The sequence below is a fragment of the Filimonas effusa genome, from assembly GCF_004118675.1.
Lineage (GTDB): Bacteria > Bacteroidota > Bacteroidia > Chitinophagales > Chitinophagaceae > Filimonas > Filimonas effusa.
On the sequence record NZ_SDHZ01000001.1, the window covers coordinates 2,984,202 to 3,004,326 of the forward strand.

Annotated in this window: 19 protein-coding genes; all 19 read right to left on the reverse strand. The window is 37.1% G+C overall.

The window, feature by feature from the left end; genetic code table 11:
• Positions 1 to 56 precede the first annotated feature (56 nt).
• The 19 genes from ESB13_RS11350 to rfbF all read right to left on the reverse strand — a co-directional run bounded on the left by ESB13_RS11350 (position 57) and on the right by rfbF (position 20,122).
• Positions 57 to 1,937, reverse strand: coding sequence for a right-handed parallel beta-helix repeat-containing protein (locus ESB13_RS11350; protein ID WP_129003090.1), 1,881 nt, complete (start codon positions 1,935 to 1,937; stop codon positions 57 to 59).
• Between the two features lie 5 nt (positions 1,938 to 1,942).
• Complete coding sequence (locus ESB13_RS11355) at positions 1,943 to 3,187, reverse strand: sialidase family protein (RefSeq protein ID WP_129003091.1); 1,245 nt, start codon at positions 3,185 to 3,187, stop codon at positions 1,943 to 1,945.
• Positions 3,188 to 3,221: 34 nt separating this feature from the next.
• Positions 3,222 to 4,385: a glycosyltransferase gene (locus ESB13_RS11360; RefSeq protein ID WP_129003093.1), complete on the reverse strand. Its 1,164-nt coding sequence runs from the start codon at positions 4,383 to 4,385 to the stop codon at positions 3,222 to 3,224.
• Between the two features lie 7 nt (positions 4,386 to 4,392).
• A complete protein-coding gene (locus tag ESB13_RS11365) occupies positions 4,393 to 5,193 on the reverse strand; it encodes a glycosyltransferase family 2 protein (protein ID WP_220399608.1) in 801 nt (266 codons plus the stop codon).
• Positions 5,194 to 5,216: 23 nt separating this feature from the next.
• A complete protein-coding gene (locus tag ESB13_RS11370) occupies positions 5,217 to 6,155 on the reverse strand; it encodes a hypothetical protein (RefSeq protein WP_129003095.1) in 939 nt (312 codons plus the stop codon).
• Complete coding sequence (locus ESB13_RS11375) at positions 6,152 to 6,805, reverse strand: HAD family hydrolase (protein ID WP_129003097.1); 654 nt, start codon at positions 6,803 to 6,805, stop codon at positions 6,152 to 6,154. Before ESB13_RS11375 ends, ESB13_RS11370 begins: the two co-directional genes overlap by 4 nt.
• A complete protein-coding gene (locus tag ESB13_RS11380) occupies positions 6,798 to 7,532 on the reverse strand; it encodes a 3-deoxy-manno-octulosonate cytidylyltransferase (protein ID WP_129003099.1) in 735 nt (244 codons plus the stop codon). Before ESB13_RS11380 ends, ESB13_RS11375 begins: the two co-directional genes overlap by 8 nt.
• Positions 7,529 to 9,070 (reverse strand): aldolase catalytic domain-containing protein, encoded by a 1,542-nt coding sequence (locus ESB13_RS11385; protein ID WP_129003101.1) that lies wholly within the window; start codon positions 9,068 to 9,070, stop codon positions 7,529 to 7,531. Before ESB13_RS11385 ends, ESB13_RS11380 begins: the two co-directional genes overlap by 4 nt.
• Before the next feature lie 78 nt (positions 9,071 to 9,148).
• Positions 9,149 to 9,796 carry an acyltransferase gene (locus tag ESB13_RS11390; RefSeq protein ID WP_129003103.1) on the reverse strand — a complete coding sequence of 216 codons (648 nt, stop codon included), beginning with the start codon at positions 9,794 to 9,796 and terminating at the stop codon, positions 9,149 to 9,151.
• The gene (locus tag ESB13_RS11395) at positions 9,789 to 10,964 is read right to left on the reverse strand and encodes a glycosyltransferase family 4 protein (RefSeq protein ID WP_129003105.1); all 1,176 of its coding nucleotides are present in this window, start codon (positions 10,962 to 10,964) and stop codon (positions 9,789 to 9,791) included. Before ESB13_RS11395 ends, ESB13_RS11390 begins: the two co-directional genes overlap by 8 nt.
• Positions 10,965 to 10,969: 5 nt before the next feature.
• Positions 10,970 to 12,112, reverse strand: a complete 1,143-nt coding sequence (locus ESB13_RS11400; protein ID WP_129003107.1) for a glycosyltransferase — start codon at positions 12,110 to 12,112, stop codon at positions 10,970 to 10,972.
• Positions 12,112 to 13,530, reverse strand: a complete 1,419-nt coding sequence (locus ESB13_RS11405; protein ID WP_129003109.1) for an oligosaccharide flippase family protein — start codon at positions 13,528 to 13,530, stop codon at positions 12,112 to 12,114. Before ESB13_RS11405 ends, ESB13_RS11400 begins: the two co-directional genes overlap by 1 nt.
• 14 nt (positions 13,531 to 13,544) lie before the next feature.
• Positions 13,545 to 14,780, reverse strand: a complete 1,236-nt coding sequence (locus ESB13_RS11410) for a hypothetical protein (protein ID WP_129003111.1) — start codon at positions 14,778 to 14,780, stop codon at positions 13,545 to 13,547.
• Positions 14,777 to 15,787, reverse strand: a complete 1,011-nt coding sequence (locus tag ESB13_RS11415; protein WP_129003113.1) for a glycosyltransferase family 2 protein — start codon at positions 15,785 to 15,787, stop codon at positions 14,777 to 14,779. The genes ESB13_RS11410 and ESB13_RS11415 overlap by 4 nt, the downstream gene beginning before the upstream one ends.
• Before the next feature lie 28 nt (positions 15,788 to 15,815).
• Positions 15,816 to 16,898 carry a glycosyltransferase family protein gene (locus ESB13_RS11420; RefSeq protein ID WP_129003115.1) on the reverse strand — a complete coding sequence of 361 codons (1,083 nt, stop codon included), beginning with the start codon at positions 16,896 to 16,898 and terminating at the stop codon, positions 15,816 to 15,818.
• A gap of 46 nt (positions 16,899 to 16,944) precedes the next feature.
• Positions 16,945 to 17,346 carry a polysaccharide biosynthesis C-terminal domain-containing protein gene (locus ESB13_RS11425; RefSeq protein ID WP_129003117.1) on the reverse strand — a complete coding sequence of 134 codons (402 nt, stop codon included), beginning with the start codon at positions 17,344 to 17,346 and terminating at the stop codon, positions 16,945 to 16,947.
• 7 nt (positions 17,347 to 17,353) lie between these two features.
• Positions 17,354 to 18,250 carry an NAD-dependent epimerase/dehydratase family protein gene (locus tag ESB13_RS11430; RefSeq protein ID WP_129003119.1) on the reverse strand — a complete coding sequence of 299 codons (897 nt, stop codon included), beginning with the start codon at positions 18,248 to 18,250 and terminating at the stop codon, positions 17,354 to 17,356.
• Positions 18,240 to 19,313: a CDP-glucose 4,6-dehydratase gene (gene rfbG / locus ESB13_RS11435; protein ID WP_129003121.1), complete on the reverse strand. Its 1,074-nt coding sequence runs from the start codon at positions 19,311 to 19,313 to the stop codon at positions 18,240 to 18,242. The genes ESB13_RS11430 and rfbG overlap by 11 nt, the downstream gene beginning before the upstream one ends.
• Before the next feature lie 35 nt (positions 19,314 to 19,348).
• Positions 19,349 to 20,122 carry a glucose-1-phosphate cytidylyltransferase gene (rfbF, locus tag ESB13_RS11440; protein WP_129003123.1) on the reverse strand — a complete coding sequence of 258 codons (774 nt, stop codon included), beginning with the start codon at positions 20,120 to 20,122 and terminating at the stop codon, positions 19,349 to 19,351.
• Positions 20,123 to 20,125: the final 3 nt, after the last annotated feature.

The following is a 20,125-nucleotide window of genomic DNA, read 5'->3' on the forward strand; positions in this document are numbered from 1 at the left end:
GTTTAATCTTAGGATAAAAAGCGGATAAATACTGATCGAGTCAAAAATAATTACTTCTAATGTAAAGATAAGGAACGCCCTATTGTACACCCTGCGCTTTTAACCGTTTTTTGTACAAACCTTGGCAGAGTTTTGTTTTGCTGTTCCTTTTCGAAGAAATTGCTATCAAGTCTAATCTTATCAGCATTAGAATCATTAAATCTGTAATCCTGCTTTTCTATAGCGCAAACAGCGTTGCCTTCAACACTAAAAGAAGAAGAGCCCTGATCAAAAAAGAAGCCGTTATTATCGGCTCCTAAACTATTCTTAGGCTTATATATGTGATGGATGTAATTTCCAATATATTGGCTTCCAATCTGGCGTCCCAATGTATAAATGCCACCGCCATCTGCCAACTGTCTTACTACATGATGAATATGGTTTTTATTGATCTTGTTGAATGATGTAAAATTAGCGTTGAGGTTCCAAGTCCATCCACAACTAATTCCGGAATACGGTAAATAGGATATTTCGTTATGAACTATAGTATTATGGTAAGCTTGAAGAATTATAATGCCAACAGAGGCAGGAAAAAGAACTCCACTTCTGGTTATAGAGCAGTTTTCAATCACATTGTAACAGGGTATCGCCGGAGGATAGTCACCTTTATAAACCATGCCTGCTATAAGGCTATTCCCAATTATGACCCCTCCCCCTCCATTATCTACAAAAAGGCAGTTTTTTATTTTATTATATCTTGAGTAGTTATCTATTTTAATGGCGTAGCCCCCAAGATCAGAAAAAACACAGCTTTCAAATACCCATCCTTGCGCTCCGAAAAGATTTATTGCCTGGCCGCAATTCAAAGCTCCCTGACCAGAAGCAAAGCCTGTTTCATAATCTAACCAGGGATATCGTAATTTGCTCTTAGCTATAATACTGTCAGGAATTGAGAACTTTCCCCATGCAGGTCTCGAATGGCAAAAGGTAATATTGGAAAAAGTAACGCCTACTTTAGAATAGCGAGTATGCTCTCCTTCTGCAGAAACAAGAGTATCCAGAATGGGAATAATAAAATTAGACTGATTGGGATTTTCACCAGGACGGGCTAAATAATAAACTTTTTTTTGATTATGCTCCCACACCCATTGTCCTGCTTTGCGTAGATATGCTTTACTATTTTCTAATCGAAATCTTACGTTGCCATTAAAAAATCCAACCGGATAAGTCATTGGATTTTTTAACAACATTATTTTATTTTTTTTATCAATATCTCTTATAGTGTGCCATGATGCCTCCCAGCTATTATATACGACAACATTTACGTTACTGATATCCTGAATACCAGCAAAAAGATCTCCTCCATACCTAAACCCGCAAAAAATATTAATTGAATCATTTTGTAGTTTAGCCTTTCTTTGAAAATCATATACTTTCATTGAATTGTTCAATTCAGGCAGGGGGGCCGTACTAAGCAGCGTATCAGAGCCGGCACGCTCCAGTCTTTGATTGTCTCTGAAAAGAGACAGCACAGGTGTTCCTGAATAATTTAATCCGGATAACTGCAATTCCCAAATACTTGTACCTTTTATTCTTTTCCATGCCTTAGGGAGAGCCTGGCCACCTGAAATTATAACCTTTTCTCCGGGGTACGCCTCAATTGAAAGAGCTTTTAGCGCACTAAGCATAAAAGAAGAGTCAAATCTTAATGGCCGATTCAAATAGTAAATTCCCTTCCTTATTATGATTTTTTGATTTGCAATTCCATCTAATGCGCTTTTTTTAACGAACTGTAAAGCCTTATTAAGTGTACGAAACGGCTTTTGCATGGTCCCTGGGTTATTGTCATTGCCAAAACCCGATATATAACAGGTAGATATGTCTTGTGCATAAATAAACACTACTGGCGACCAAAGGAGTGATAAAGCAAAGACTATTGACTTAAATATTTTTTTCATTTGTATTACCTAATGCCACTAATTATTTGTCTAGAGAAAACTCCAGGCGCTCGAAACATGTCTTCATTAATTCTACAAAAGTCAATTTCCATTTTACTATATCGCATCCTGTCATAAACTATGTATATATCGCCGTTAGCATCTTGAGATGCATCAGGATAACTAATCTCCTCCCTGTTATCCAGAAGGATTTGATATGGCCAAGATTCTCCATCGTCTTTTGACATAAACGCTTTCAATTGAGTTCTGGTCGAACTATTGTTGGCAATAAGTAACAAATTACCTGAACGTAACTTTCCCAAATAAAACCGGGAACTAGTGGTTAGACCAATTTTCGTAAAAGGAGCCGTAACAGTCCATGTTTTACCCTTATCGTTACTTTGACTAAAATAAATCCCCTTAGTAGTTCTAAGCAGACACAAGAACTTTCCCTTCTGTGTTTCTACAATTTGATGCTCATCAAAAGAACGGATGCTATCAGGGCTCACGTTCACTTTAGAATAGTCAAATACTTTTTTATCTGCCATAGGATTGTACTTGAGTACTTTAACAAATGCTCCACTTTTTTCCGCAGGTGTAGGATACGATTTCCAAATCGATATAGGCAGGAAGGAGTAGTTATAATCAATCAAATCTATTGGTTTATTAAGCATAACACCATCGGATAAAAGTTGAACCCTACCATTATTAACGGTTGTGCCGCCTGCCCAGCTGAGTTCAGTTGCATATACCCCCCCAACTCCATCCCACGGCATATTGATGCATTTTGCCCAGAAAAGCCAGATCTTCCCATTTTTATCACGCCATAAAAGTGGGTCGAAAAAACGAGTAGTAGAAGGGAACATGGGATAAACGGTCAATACATCATTCCTCCAAGTCTTCCCATGGTCCAAACTAAGAGAAACAGTAATATAATTGCCCGCGACTTCTCCTTTACCGCCAGTATACCAGGCAGCATATAACTGACTACCATCAGCATTACAAACTACCGACGGAATTCCCTGCCATAGCCTAGTTTTGAAGATACTATCTTGAGGTAAATTATGGCGGATAACGACGTCCTCAGGAAAAAAAATCAATTGCTGTTGTCCAAAGGACGTTTCAAAAGAAATGACTTCCTTTCTCAGGCTGTCACGCACCAGATTAATTGGTGGCTCTACAGAGTACTCTTTAGAACATGCAATAACACAGAGTAGAATAAAAACAAATGTAGAGCAATGCAGCCACCATCTCAATAACGTAGCTTTCATGCAGGCAGGATTTAGTTATATTAGTTATGTAATATTAATCAGAGATTCTACCTAATTCAGAATAAATCTCATCAAGAATATTCAGGCTAATTTCCGGGGTATAATTAAGCAGGTAACTATCGTAAGCGCGTTGACTAAATAGTCTTCTTTCATTGATATCCAATGTATTCCAATAATTTAGCACTTCCCAAAGGGCAGTAGCCGAGCCGTACTCAAAAAGGAGACCGTTCTGCCCGTGTTGAATCATTGACTCCATTGCACCCAATTTACTGGCAATAACGGGTGTACCCGTCGAGAATGCTTCCAAAATGGTCATTGGCATTCCTTCGAACCAAATTGACGGAAAGATTAAAGCACTACACCGTCTCATAGCCCCAAGAACCTCTTCTTTCCCAAGCGGTCCCAAATATTCAATATTCTGCCTGGAAGAACAATAACTAACTACTAAATCTTTAAGAGGCCCGTCACCAGCTATCAACAACCTAGCATTTGTACGCTCGAAGGCATCCAAAAGCAGGTCAATCCCTTTCTCCTGACTTAAACGGCCAATAAAAAGGAAATATTCATCTCTGCTATGACTATCAATTGAAATCACTTTCTCAACAAAATTGGGCTTAATACTAAAGCGACTATTATCTATATTTAATGCAGAGTTTATGAATAAACGCCTTGCAAAATCAGTTAATGTAATAAAGCGGTCTACCTTATTCCATGTACCGCTTTTTTTATGAATCCAGTTTATATATGCCAGCCAAAAAGTTTGTAAAACCGAGTTACGGTAAACCCCAGCAAAGACCGCCTTCCATGGAAAGCCAGAATTAATACTATCAGAGAAAATTTTTCCGTCCTTTAACAACGTTGCAGAAGGACAGAGGAGACGATAATTATGTAATGTTAGCACCACCGGTATTCCTCTTCGGTTTGCTACCCTTATTACAAGAGGCCCTAAAGCAAAATGAAAATTATGAATATGAATAATCTGTGGCTTAAACGTCCTGATCATTTTTTTTAATGGGGCCGAGCTTACCGGGTTCCAAATAGAAAACAAGAATTGTATCGCTCCTTTAATACCACTATTGTTTTTAAAGACAAGTTTACGTACTTCATGTTTTTGCATGAGTAATGCAGACTCCTGTTCAAAAACCAAGTCTTCCCCACCCTTGAATTGATAATAAGTATGAATAATTAGGATCCTCATTATGAACTCATCTTGTTTTATAAAGTGAGTACCATTTCAAAAATCTCTTAAAGGGATAAAGAGATTTTTGAACAAATGCATATAAATTTATGCTAACCGAATTTACGGGTAACCTTATACCTGAATACTTATTAAATATAATAAGCCCCTCGCGGTATCTGATTTTTTTAACAGCAGCGGTATCGATGGATTTATTGTCTTCATGCCATCTAAATGCAGTTAACGTATCACGTACGTACTTGAACTTAAATCCACTATAAAATATATGAGCAAAGAAATCCTTGTCCATAGTTATGTGCATACCTGGATCGATACGTATCCCCTTATCCAATACCGACCTTCTGAAAAAGAAAGAAGCTGAATGAATGTAGCAGTGAAATAGCATAAACCATTTAACAGGGACTCTGCTTGGCACATGCCTCGTAATATTTTTATTCTTATCGACAAAATGAATATCACCGTACACGACATCAATATTATTCGCTTTAAACTGATCTACAATCTTATTGAAAGTGCCTGGAAGGTAAAAATCATCTGTATTCAACCATCCTATAATATCACCGGAAGCTCTGTCAAATCCCTTATTTATAGCATCACTTTGTCCTCGGTCCTTCTCCGAAACCCAAATCAAATGTGGATACTTTTTAAGAATATTTACGGTATCATCAGTAGAACCTCCGTCAATTATTATGTGTTCAAAATTCTCATAATTTTGATTTAGAACTGATAAAATTGCATCCTCAATAAACGCAGCCTGGTTATATGAGGGGCTTATAATAGATATTTTAGGCATTAGCTGATTACCCATAAGTTCGTTTTTTGTTGATAAGTTCATTCAGAGGTTCTCAGGTACTGTTCAAAGTCTTTAGCATATAACGGATTCTGAAAATCCAATACCTGCAGATTGGGGCTCTTTCCTAAATTTAAGCAAGCAGAACTACTTTCGTGCAGTATAGTAACGTAATTATTAGCAGCAAGCTTCAAAATAATAACCTCAGCCATAATTGGATTTGTAAGGAGATTGTATCCTTTATTCTGAAGAGGAGCGACGTTACCAAATTTGGCTAAATGAGGGTGAAGCTTAACCAATACCATGTCATACTCAGTAGCGTGCTCCGTTATATAAGATATAATATCGTCCCGCAATTTATGGAAAGTGAGGTATAAAAGTATTCGTTTACCAGTCAACCCAGCGTAGTCGTAAAAGTTAAACACCTTACAAATCCTGTCAATATTGTGTCTTATGAACTCGTTAAAAGGATATTGAAAGCTTAGAATTTCCTTGCCTTTAAGTTCCTTACCAAATCGAATATTATATAACTTTTTATTGTATACAATAACACCCCTTGTCTTCCAATTCCCCCCCTGAAAAGTTCCCGCTCCAATGGCCTTAAATAAAAAAAATTTCATTTTATTTAAGAACCCACTAAGCTCTTTTGTAGTAACAGAATAAGTTCCGATACCCTCATCATATACGAACAATTTCCCCGGCACCAAACTATACAGGTACGATTTTCTTCCATAGTCTGAATCGACATACAAATTATCTACTCTAAACTTCCTTATCGCCAAGAAAGCATCTAGGCGATTCTTCACAAGGATAATTTCTTTCCAATGGGGGAAGTATTGCTTAATCCGGCCAGCGATAGTAGCGGAATCAGGAAAATTCTCAATAATTATCAATATGTTGCTACTTGCGCCCTCTTTCCTGATGTTCTCGACATTTAGCCATTGAAAAGGCTTAGTACATACAAACACATTTACTTTCATATGCCTTCGATACTATATATAGTGATATCCAACGGATTGAACGAATTAACATATCCTTTCCCCAACCCGTGTAAAGCAACATTATTATAACCGTAAAAAGCAATCGAATTAACCTCGCTTGCTTCTAAATCGTTGATAGAATCGCCAACTAATACTATTCTGCCAGGATCGTATCCGTTCAATTCAATTAAGTTCTTTACTAATACATTTTTTCGAACCGGAGACCCCTCTATAGATTTAAAGTATTTTGCGATATCCAATTCGCTACAGATATGCCTTAACTCATTCCCATCTGAACCGGATACTATGTGCATATTAAAGTTCTTATAGTGTGACCTAATGAAGTCAAGGCTGTCAGTGATCAGTAACCGGACATCAATAAGTAATTCAAGCATAACCTGGGAGAACTGGTCTGCCAAATGAAGGACTTCTTCCTCTGTTATACTCTCTCCACGAATTTGTTCGAAAAAATATCTAAACTTAACATAACGGGAGAGTCCACCATTCAAATTATGAAAGGCAATTAGATTTGCCACCTGTTCATCCGGAAACTTAGACAAGGTTATTTCAAACCCCTTGGACCGTATAGGCATAGAGTCCATAATAACTCCGTCAAAATCCCAAAGTAAATTTTCAAAATTACTAAACATAACTATCTAATTTAGCCAGTACATTTGCCACATCATCTGGCGCATCAACAGCAATAGAATCATCAGACAACTCTATCATTCTAACATTAAAACCTAATTCCAGAAATCTTAGTATTTCAATATCTTCTTCAAATTCAAGATTTGTTTTTACATCGCAGGAAGCAAAAGCTTTCAAAGCATTCTGGGGGAAAGCATAAATGCATACCTGCCGCCAGGCTTTAACAAACCTGGACGACTTATTTCCTGGTATCGGACTCCGTGACATATACATCAACTTTCCATCAGGAGCAAAAACAACCTTGGGTACAGAGACGCTATAATACTGCTTTTCATCAGTAATAGTACAATAGCCATTCAATATTTCGCCCTTATATTTATCAAGGAGCTTTATAAAAGTAGTGATATCCTGGGGATTGAATAAAGGTTCATCGCCCTGTACATTAATATAATAATCAGCATGAATTGAATTGGCAAGCTCCGCAATCCTGTCGGTACCAGTCAGGCAATTATCGGAGGTAAGTACTGCCTGCATATTAAATGCTTTACAATGCTCCATGATCCTTTCGTCCTCAGTAGCAACATATACCAGTTCACGAGGAACTGCTTTAATGCACTGCTCATAGGTTCTTTGTAACATCGATTTACCATTCAAATCAATCAAAGGTTTCCCAGGAAAGCGAGTTGATTTATATCTAGCAGGTATAACAATTATAAAATCATGTTTCATATTAAGCTGTATATTGACTGAATAGATAAAGATTTATATTTTGTAGGAGTCAGAGAATACAAAGTGATTCCAGTATACTGCTGAAAAGCATCAAACAAGTGTTCATTTTCTCCTACCAAAGTGCGCTCCAACTCTGTCAATGGCACTTCATTATAACCATCATAACCCGCAATATAAACTTGTTGAGCTCCCAGTTTAATTGCCGTTTGTAAAGCAAGAACTGTGTGTGAATCATTCACTTGGGTTGTAAAATCTATCTGACTCAGCTCAAAAGACTTATCGGTAACCTGCGCAGGAATATATGTACCCATTTTTCTCGGGTAAGGAGGCAGCACGCACTGCGCATCAAAAGTTCCCAGCCCTTTAAATACAGTTTCCAACCGCTGTCCTTCATTACCTACCAAGCAATAAAATTGGTCAACAGCCAGCTCCTGATATTTTTTCGCATTTTTTGCGCTGGCATGGATAATACAGGTTTCACCATTGCCATTACCGATAAATTGCATGACGGCCTTTGAATGTTCTTCAGCATTAGGTCCCCCGCCAATAATTACTGCTTTTTTGTAGGTTTTCGACGGCTTAAAGAGGGGTAGTTGCTGATTATCCTTAATCTTGTTTCTCTGATTTTGCAATGCTCTAATTATGCTGTTGAAAGAATAAAAGCGAGTAGTGACCCAATCCATAACTTCTTTCTGAGGCAAAGAATTAGATCCGGAAATCATATAAGGCAAGTTTGTCCCCCATTTGTGTTTATCCAACAAAGGTTCAAATGCATTTACAGCCTTTTCCAGCGCATTAAAATCAAGCTGAATATCAAATTTGGTATTTAAGACAGAAAGCAGCAACTCCGTTTTTAGATTTCCTGCTCCTCTTCCCATTCCCAGAATGGTAGCGTCGATAATTTCAGCTCCATGTTCTACAGCAGTCAGAGAATTAACAAGCGCCAGCTCCAAATTATTATGCCCATGAAAGCCAAGCCTGCAATTTGTATATTTTCGCACCAGATCGATGGTTTCAATAACATCCTGCGGATAAACACCTCCGTATGAGTCTACCATATAAAAGTAATCAGCAATGCCATCGATCCCCCGCAAGTTTTCAATAAAATCGTTATAAAGTTTCCATTTAGACATGTACATTACATTAAAGCCAACCTCAAATCCCATTTTCTTAATAACCTCCGCGAGCTTTATTGCACTACCTAAATTCTGCGGATCGATAGCTAAACGAACCATATCAATTAACCCCACTATTGGCAACAGGAGATCATTTAAATGCTCCGGCTTAACGTCTCTTTCATTTAGTATAATAACCAGCTTTCTGGAAGACTGCTGCCTTAATTCCTCAAGTTCATATATAGGGCTGTAAAAATACTTACCGAGGTAGCCACTCATTGGCATGCTTCTGTAGCCTATTTCCAGATAGTCAACGGGGAGGTTATTCATTGCTGATATATACTCACTCACGGTAACCTTATTAAAGTCCCAGTTAGTATAATATCCACCATCTCTAATTGTACAATCTAAAATCTTAAACATAGCTATGTATTTTATTTACGCCAATTTTTAATAACGTAATATTATTTCCAATGGGAACTAATCACATTCTACAAAATCTCAAATATCAACATTAATATTAGATCTTATAATCCTGGCTGGATTACCAGCCACAAGAGAATCTGCAGGAATTAGTTTCAATGAAACCACGCTACCTGCCGCCACAATACTTCTTGCGCCGATGCTGACTCCTTTAAGAATTATTGCGTTAGTTCCAATAAAAACATCGTCACCGATAACGACAGGGGAGGACTTTATATTTAATTGATCACCTCCACCCTTGCGGCGTCGAACATAATTAAGCGAATGAAAGTCATGATCATAAATTCTGACATTTGCCCCAACCTGTACATTGTTTCCTATGTCGACTGAAGCTCTGGAAGATATTACAGTAGAGCTAAGACCGGAGTAATTTCCAATCTGTACTCTTCCTCCCCCAATACATTCTATCATAATCGGTGCAGGAATACCCACGCTATTTGTTAGGTACCTAGCCATCAAAGTCACGTTTTGTCCTAGCTTTATAGAATTCTTTTTATTTGCACGTAAATAAACTTTACCGCAAGCACGCAGCCCACTCCCATAAGGACACCCATTTAAATATAGAGTAAGCTTACAAACGAGTGTAGGAAAGAAAAAAGCCCCCTTAATTCTAATTACTTTTATAACTTTTATTAAGATTGTAGCAAAAGTCCGTTCGTTAAGCATTGTTTATCCTTTTAATATTTTTTCTATAAACTATTAAAGTTTGCTCTGCTACACTTCGCCAAATATCATTAGATTTAATTAGCAACTGCTTAACCTGGTTTTCGATGCTATTGATGTTATCAACATCACTAAAGACAAAATTTAGCGCTCTATATAATTCGTCCACATTATTCGGTGTCACGAGATAACCAGTTTTCCCATCTTCAATAACTTCGCTAAAAGCTCCGACATTAGATGCTATAATACATTTGCCAAACAAAAATGCCAATGCAGGAATTCCACTTTGAGAGGCGGATGTATGCGGACAAACAACTACACCTGCCTTTTGAATAAGAGTAGTAATATCTTTATTGTCCAAAAACATGTCTATTATTTTTGCATTACCTGGAAGGTTTAAGATCAATTCGGATTTCAAATTGGGCTTAATCTTTCCAGCTATAACTAATCTGATATCTGGATTTTTTTGATTCAGCTTTTCAAAAGCCTGAATTAAAACAGGCACTCCTTTATATTGATTAACATTGCCGAAGAATAAGACCATTGAATCTTCCCTCTTTATACTTTCATTATAATAACTCAGATAAGATTCAAAAAGTCCAAACGGAATAGTATCAAGACGAACAAGATCGAAATCGGGAAATTGCTCTAAAAATGACTTGTAATTAAAATAGGAATGTAAAATAACACCACACTCTGTGTCTACACAATAATTCAATAACTTACTGTGTAGAGGTTGATTCAAAGCATGATTAAAGATCTCATGAAAGGTATGTACTTTAGGAGCTTTCAGCCCCTTATGATAGTCAAGCAATTGATTGGTTTGACCAACAATGTTAACAATATCAAAGTCCGAATCGTTAATTTGCCTAATCACCCGTTTTGTTACCAAGCTATTAGCCTTGTTAAAGAGTTTGTGACCAGGGAAATAATGTATAGCTTTCACTTTAAGTGGACATTCCTTAAGATATTCATTAAGATTGTGATATTTCTGTAATCTTAGGGTATTGATTCCCGGCCATAGCATCTGCCCTCTTAAATCACATCCAGCCTGATTCATACGGGTAGGGGATGTTATCACAAAATAAGTAACCTCAGCCTTTTCACTCAGATACCTGGCCAAGCATAATGAAGACTCCACAAAGTCGAATGAAACAATAGCTATTTTCATAATATTTACCGCATCCTGTTAGGTTTCTCTATTGAACTCTGTATCCTATCTTTAACAATATCATTTAGTTGTGTAATGTATTCCAACGCCGCCTTTCTCCTTTGCAACAATACTTCCCGATCTTCAAAAAGATGTTGAAGTGCAGCCAAATAACCATTTGCATCTTCGGCAAGAAATACCGGCGCAGCATTCCCATTATAAACCCCCTCAATGTTATGTGGATGACATATAACAATCTTACCGTGAGCCATAGCCTCAAAAGTCTTAATTTTCAAGCCAGTTCCACTAAATGTAGGATTGATACATATATCACCTAAAGAATAAAAACTTACAGGATCCTCAACAGCGCCCAACAATTCTATTCCATTACCCGCTCTTTCTGAAATTTTATCACAAATAGTGCCGCCTACTAGCAGTTTTACATCGGGAAAACGCTGCTGTAGCTTAGGAAATATCGTTTCAATAAAAAAGATGATAGCCTCAACATTATGCTGGTTGGATCCAGAAAAGAACAGGAGAACCTTTTTTTCTGTCAGCCTGGTTTCGGTTATCTGGAAAAAACTATACGTAGTTAAAACCTCCGATCTCGACAAATAATGATAATATGATGCTTCATTCTCCTGAATTGCCCAGATAACATCTGCCCTGTTCAGTGCTTTTGCTTCCTCGTCGGGGGTTGTAGAGAACCAGGGATTGCCAGTCTTCTGGTAACGGTCAGTAAATACATCATGTGTATATAAAACCTTCCTTACTTTTTCCGGAAATGCATCAAACGCCCTACTAAAGAATATATAATTAACGACAACACAATCAACCTGGTTTTCCTGGAAATGAGTCTTTAAAAATGTGATCAAGTCATTAGGAAATAAATCATCCACTTTATAAAACCCAGTCCTCTTAAATCTTAAATTCCTATATAATTTTTCTTTGAAGAGCTGAAACCTGGTTCGCTTGTAGTGTATCAATTTAGCTCCCCAAAAAGAGTTCATTCCCTGTACCTCTTCTTGAGAAGGATTAGGACTTGAAACCCATAAAAAAGACACATCATATCCCAAAGAAATCAACAACTCAGAATAGGCCAGAATACATGCCCTATTTCCAGCAATTGGCGGATGCGTTGGCATGGAAGATATAATCAAGACTTTCATTACGCTTTAACAACTTTATATTTCCTATATAAAATGTATACCCCAAATATTGATATGCCAGTAAAAAGTAAAATTTTAATCCCCAGATTAAAGCGTAGTACAGAAATCGAAACCACATAAGCCAACGCGAACAAGGCTATTATCTTGATAAAAAAGCTATACGATAAATCATGTTTTAAAAAGCGCTTTAATGTTGCTATATGAAACAAGAGGCTTATAGCTGTTGCAATTAAAAAAGAAAGTGACAGGTACTCTGCACCATATTTAGCCCCAACCCAAAGGATAGGTACCTGTAATAAAGTACAAATTATTGATAACCTGCTTAATTGCTTTTGCCTATCTATAACACCAAGTACAGTCCCTATCAGGCATACCAAAGAATAAATCGCCATATACCAACACTGATAACCTAAAACTAAACTTGTATTTAGATACTTTTCTCCATAGATAATCAGAATTATCTCTTTCAAAAAGAAAGTAACTCCAAAGGCTCCGATTATTCCTAAAAGAGACATGATAAGAAAGATATTTTTTATACGTTCTGAAAATCCTTTCCTATCTGCCACAAAGAGCTTAGCCAAATTAGGAAACAAGGCGGTTAAAGCAGTATTTAGAATTAAGCTCATGGGAGATAATACCTTGTTAGCCACATTATAATAAGCAACTTCTGCAACACCAGAACGATGTTCCAGGAATAGTACAGGAATTTGGTTGCTTAATAACGTTAAAATAGCAAGGTAATAATAAGGCATTGAATCTCTGGTCATCTCTTTCAGGTCATATTTTAGATTATGTCCCGAGAAGTCGCCCGTGAAATAGTTAAATTTATAAATTGAAAATATGTAAACCAGCGTTTTAAGCAGGTTAAGTCCAACGAAAACAGAGAATAGAACGTCGAGATTAAAATACTGTTTAGGGATTAGCAAGATAATTATCACCCAAACGATATTATTTGCCAAGCTGATAATTCCTGTAAATTCCATTTTCTCCAAACCAAATGCAACGCCTTCTATCAAATCATAAAAAGCAGAAATTGTAATACTCGCAAGTGTTAGAAAAAAAAGAAAACCACCGTATCCTTTAGAATAATAGAAATAGATGGTATAGGCTATGAGCGAAAAAACGATTCCGATTATGCGGATAAGTAATGAAATAAGAAAAACCTTTTTAGAATTTCCTTTATCCCTGGCGACAGTTCGTACAACAATGTTTTTAAGCCCAATTGAAGCTATTATTACAAAAATAGATGTATGTAGCTGTAACAAGTTATACGTTCCATAAATAGCAGGCTCCAGAATGCGAGCTACTTTTATACTAGTTAAAATACTTAATAGCTGAGAAAAAATATTGCTGGCAGTGAGAATTGAAAAATTTCTAAGTACCGGACTCTTTCTTACATAACTAAAAACAGCAGTCATTCTTACATAATTTTTTAAACGAAAGATCTTCTTTGCGCATTTTCTCTTCTTATCATGTTATCACGTAGTAGAAACAGGGCGATAGCAGTAGCAGGCATATAACCTGGATCAAAAACAGAATAGCCGGTTATACAGGTAGATAATAACATTAAGAAATAAGCCTTTAGAAACAAAACATCTTTCCCACGTGATCTGAAAAATACCTGGAAGAACATAAGCATCCAAACCAACACAGCAAATATTCCAAAATAGGTAAGTAATCCGGTAAAACCCAGGTCTGCAGGATAAAATCCATAAAAGCTAGCATTCGAAAGCACTTTTTGTAGTGGGCTGTTACCATATGGATACCCATTTCCTGAAAGGTAAGTCACAAAATCCGGCTGAAATTCAGATAGGAAATAGGCATGAGCCTGAGATCTTACATCTTCATCCGCTTTTGAAAACTGTTCAGAAGTCTCTGATACCACAACGTTAATTATCTTTTCCGAATACGTTAGTAGTATAGCTGTGGCAATTAACAGGAAGGCGGTAAATATCTTCTTCCATCTAAATTGCGAATAATATAAAATAACTCCTCCACCCAGTAATAAGCCAACTAAATTCATCCGAGACCTTGTAAGCAGAAAAAGGCAGACAAACGCGAGAATATACCAGACTAAATTGATAATCTTTCTTTCTCTGAAAAATTTATCAAGGAAATAAAATCCTCCCAGAGCAGTAAAACCATGACCAAAAAAGAAAAGAGTTATCCCTTCGCGTCTTTCCTCTGAACGCCAAGCGAATAAAGAATTGGGAAATGTGATTCTATTAATCAGAAAGACTATTAATGTCGCAAAGAAGAAGAATTTGATAATTTTATCCGCGTCTTCTTTTGACATAAACGCTTTGGCCATTATCAGATAAATAAAATACGCGTAAAAATACTTGTAGCCAATTAAAGAGGTGTAAAAGGATTGATCCCAATAAATGGAAGCCGCAATAGCACTTACCAGCATACAAGCCAGAAAAAGCCATACCAGTTTATCCAAAAAAAAACGCTTGAGATAAGCCCCTTTTCGAGTAAACCGTAAATACAGGTAGAATGCTATAAGGCCTAAACCAGCAACAGCTGAAAGCTGCGCAGAGATAGCTTCTGGCAAAAGTTTAAAATTGAACAACTGCAGAAGCAATAAAATAAGACCTATAAGAATAGAAACAATATTCTTCCCCCGCTGTTTTCTTTGTATGTTTTTGGTTAATTTACTATTCATCCTCTTTTTAATACAGCTTTCAATCTTTCTTTTAGGCGTGATTTGTATAAACCAGGAGCATTCCCCATTTTTTCTATGAAAGAAATCTCCCGATCTGTCCACCCAACTATTTTAAGCCGTGGTTTAACCTCCATGTTCCATTCATTCAGATCTATTTTACAGTAGATTGTTAGCAAGTCTTCTATAGGCCATTCATATTTAAGTACTTCGATAAAATCCTGACCGGCGCTATCGTTAACAAAAAGCTTATCTTTTATGAATAAAAAGCCTTTAAAATCGAGCATCGTACGCCTGTAGCCACTACCAAAGCTAGGCAATCCATGTCTGCATTTAATTAAGTACTCTCTAACGTAAAATAGTTTATTACCGCGCTTTAAAAACTTGTACCAAAAGAACAAAAATGAATAAGCCGATCCAATAAAGGTCTCATCAAATTCCTGATTCTTAACCGCCTCTGTTTTATATACAACACTACTGATAAAGCTAAGTAAGCCGCCCAGCGACCTACACATGGTATAATAATACTTCTCTTGTATAGGGTCACTAAAATCAAAACATGTAGTACCGATATCCGGCCTTAAAAAATCCTGATTTGATAATTCCCTTAGATTAATATCACAATTGATCCTGTTGAAAAGAAATAGTCCTACCTGCTTGTTTTCTTTTACTAATTCCAAAATCCTGGGAATAGCATTTCGAACCAGTCCGTCATCATCCCCGAAGAGCCAACTAAATTCTCCTCTGGCCATTGACATAGCCTGAAAGAAGTTCCAATCCGGTCCCATATTGGTTTCATTCCTCCTATAGCTGATAGCAATAGTTGGATTGCTATGAATTAAATTTTGAACAAGATCGTGGGTGCCATCAGTTGAAGCATTGTTGCTTATGCATATCTCTACTATCGCCTGTAAATCCGGAGATAATTGTTCAATAATTGCTTCAACAGATTCTTTTAAATAGTCAGCTCTATTAAAAGTTGGAATACAAATCGAAAGCAATACACTCATAACCGTCCATTAAAGCTTGTTGAGAAAATTATTTTTTAATAATAGCCAGGAAAGTTTTATGAAGCCTATCTGCGAATTGGTCCATTGAGTACTTTTTCCTAAGCTCAAGTGCATGTAATTCAAACTCAGCTAACATAGCCTCATTAGCAGACAATAGCTCAACTGATTTAACCCACCCATCTACATCATATTTCTCAACCCATAAACCGACCTTTTCGGCTTCTATATCGAAATAAAAGTATTCATTCTTTGTAGAGATGGTTGGTTTACCTAATGCAATTGCTTCGAGCAAGCTTGTGAGCCCCCAAAAAGAGTCTGTTTGAACTAATGGAATAAGCAGCGCTCTTCCATTAGCAATAATTTCAGCCATTTCTAATGTGGAATTATAGGAAACAGATATTTCTGCCAAAGACTGCACGTTAGGAGAAAGAGGCAAAGAATAATTATCAGGCAGGAAAATAGCCAGTTTATCAGGCACTTTTGAGAACGCCTTTACAACGGTATCAAAATCTCTAAATGTTTTTCCGGTAGACACAAAATTATTTGCGTATCGAGGAAGTTTTGTCGACTTGTTCCTGATCTTATCATAATAAGCAATATCAATACCCCAATTAATCCAGCCAATTCTATCCCTGGCTATTCCATAATCAAGAGATTCCTGATAGAGCTTTTCCCCAAGAAATAATATTTTATCAATTGCAACATACTTCAATTTACCAATCCCTCCCTTGATTCGCTTTAAAAAAGAAGATTTATCACGTCTTAATCTCGTGTGACAAATACAAAGAACCGGCACCCTTACAAGCCTGAACACCTTACATAAATTTATTAATACTACTAAATTCAGAAAGGGGGTATATACAATATCATATTTATGCGCATTCAAACACATCTGGATTTGTCGATCCAGGAATGCAATCTTAAAGAGATCGCCAATTTTCCGTATGCGCTTATATGACTTTAAATCGGGTAGTATATCAACCTTGTAGTTGTATTGTTTTTCCAGTTCAATTTTACCCCATAAGTGATTACTTGGGTAAATTCCCTGCTCCCAAAAAGAATAAGCTGAATCAAATGAGCCGTAGTTCGTAACCAGTAAAACTTTTTTCACCTGATATAATTAAAGTAATCAAAGGGTGTAATAGTTATCACCGAAGTTAAAATGAATACATAATTGTATCCGCTTTGTCATATAGTTCATCCGAGTAAGCTAAAAGCATAAAGTTCTCAGCATTCTGGATATTATAAAATGCATGTGCAATATTATTAGGAACGAACACAGTTATAGGGTTAGCTGCATCTATATCCACAGATAATTTCTCACCTGTTTGTATATCAACAAGCATAAGCGTGCATTTCCCGGTTAGTAGTGTAAACCACTCTTTCGCTTTCGGATGGTAATGCCCCCCTTTCATCTCTCCAGGATTAGCTACCGTGATATAGATCTCTCCTGTCCGGGGAGGTAACTCTTCTTCCTTACCCGTTAGTACCTTCAAAAACCATCCTCTTGAGTCCTCCAACTTTTGACGGGGTATGATTTTAACTTTATCTTTCAGCATAACGTATTTAAGTTAAGTATTCGCGGATTCCCTCTTCAATACTTTTGGGGCGCCAATCAGGCAATAGCGTAGTTAATTTATTGGGGCTGATTCCTAAAAAACGCATGCTCTGATCTGCTTTATTAATTACACCTTGGGGCGGGGAGTAAGGTTTATTGCACAACTCATGTATTTTAGCGACAATATCTTTAACCATCAATAGTTCGTCAGATGCTACGTTATACACATCAGCAGGAAGTTTACCAGTGATAACCGCGTCAATGACACCTACGAGATCGTCTATGTGTAAATATTGCCTTATTTGCTCTCCCGACGAAAGCTTTAGCTCTTCACCAGACATTAATCCGTTTACTACATAAGGAATCAGCCGCTGGGAATTTTCACCTTTCCCATATAACGAAGGCAATATGAGATGGAACCAATTAATGCCATATTTGCTGCCGCTAAAGAACCTACTCAAAAGTCTTTTGGAGTCGCAATAATAATTGGGTATAGCCTTATCGGATAGAATCACCTCTCTTTCAGTATATTGATGATCCTCGTTATTATTGCCAATTTCAAAATAAGAGCCGAAGCTAATAAAGCTACCTTTAAACGCCCTTGCAGATAAATAATTGATTATTTGAATAGGCAAAAAGGCATTAACGCTATATACGCTGTCAGTTTCATAACTTTTACTAGCCTGAACCCCAGATGCTGCACAGTAAATTATTACATCCTGAGTTTCCAAAACAGAAAAATCAATATTCTTTTCCGGGAAGTTAAAAGGATAAAAATCGGCATCGATACCTTCCACAGGATATTTACCCCAAAGCGACAATTTGGCTCCCCTGGCTGAATACCACGTAATCAATCTTTGAGCGAGGAAAGAATTGGATCCTATTATACAAATCTTATTTTCCATCGAAAGCTTGAATTGTTTGAAAAGTAAACTCTTTAATAGAGCTTTGATCTTTAAAGTAGTGCTTATACCAGTTTATCGTTTCTAGAATTGCCTGATTAGCGTTAAGTTTTGGTTTCCAGCCGAGTTCAGTTTTTGCCTTTTGGATATCTAACTGCAACAATCCTGCTTCATGAGGTACCTCTAATTGCTCAGGAGTATGAAATATTCCGGTTCCCCATACGTCAATGGCCTTTTGCACCACTTCTTTAACAGTTAAATTGTCCTCTTTGTCCGGTCCAAAATTAAATGCCTGCGCAAATTTTTTGGGTTCGTTATACTGCCTGGCACCTAACATCAAATATCCACCAACAGGCTCCATCACATGCTGCCACGGTCTAACAGCAGCGGGATTTCTAACCAACACTTCTTTACCAGTAGAAAGGGCCCTGACAATATCAGGAATAATTCTGTCCTTTGCCCAATCTCCACCGCCAATGACGTTACCAGCCCTGGTTACAGAAATAGACTTTTTATGTTCCTCGAACTTTATCAAATTAAAAAAGGAATTCCGATACGAATCAATCACCAACTCGGCACAAGCTTTGGAGGCACTATAGGGATCAAAGCCTCCCAAACGATCGTCTTCTTTATAATAGTAATTGGACTCGATATTATGGTAAACCTTATCAGTTGTTATAAAGACAGCAACACATGGATTTTTTAAGAAACGCAATGCATCCAATACATTTGCCGTACCTACAGCATTTACAGCAAACGTTTCTACAGGGATATCGTAAGACAATCTAACTAAGGGTTGGGCCGCCAAATGAAAGACAAAATCTGGTTCAAACTCAAGCAGTTCCTGCTTGAGTCGTTCACCGTCCATGATGTCAGAGATGACAGAGTCGCACATTTTATCCCCTTCCATTATATGATACAAGTCAAAAGGATTCTGTGGAGCCAAAGAGTATCCCTTAACCTGGGCCCCTAACAAATGGAGCCATGAAATAAGCCATGTTCCTTTAAAACCTGTATGACCCGTAACAAAAACCTTTTTATCACGGTAAATATCAGAAAACTGCATAGAATGATGGGTTGATGATGAGTAATTAAAATGATCTACCAAGTTTTCCACCTGGCTTTATTCTTCTGCCAATCGTCTTCTAATTCTTGCTTGTCTCTTAAAGTATCCATCGGTTTCCAAAAGCCATCATGTTTATAAGCCGCCATTTCGCCATCTTCTGCAATCTTTTCCATTGGTTCACGTTCCCAGATAGTACCATCACCATTTGTGATGTAATCAAACACTTTAGGTTCGCATACAAAAAAGCCGCCATTAATCCAAGCACCGTCTCCTTTGGGCTTTTCCATAAAAGATATTACATTGCTGTCATCTGTTAGATTTAATGCACCAAATCTTCCGGACGGTTGAACAGATGTAACAGTACAAAACTTACCTTTCGATTTATGGAATTCAACAAGCTCCTTTATATTCACATCGCTAACCCCGTCTCCATAAGTAAGCATAAAAGGTTCATTTCCGATATGGGGTTGAATACGCTTAATCCTCCCCCCTGTCATGGATTCATACCCGGTATCTACTAAGGTTATATTCCAAGGTTCTGCTTGAGAATCATGTACTTTTAATGAATTGTCCTTTAAGTTAATAGTAACATCGGACTTATGTAAGAAATAGTTTGCAAAGTATTCTTTAACAACGTATCCTTTGTATCCTAAGCAAACAACAAAATCGTTAAACCCGTGAGATGAATATATTTTCATAATATGCCATAGAATAGGCATTCCGCCAATTTCGACCATTGGCTTAGGACGCAGAACAGTTTCCTCTGACAAACGAGTACCAAGCCCGCCAGCTAGTATAACTACTTTCATTGT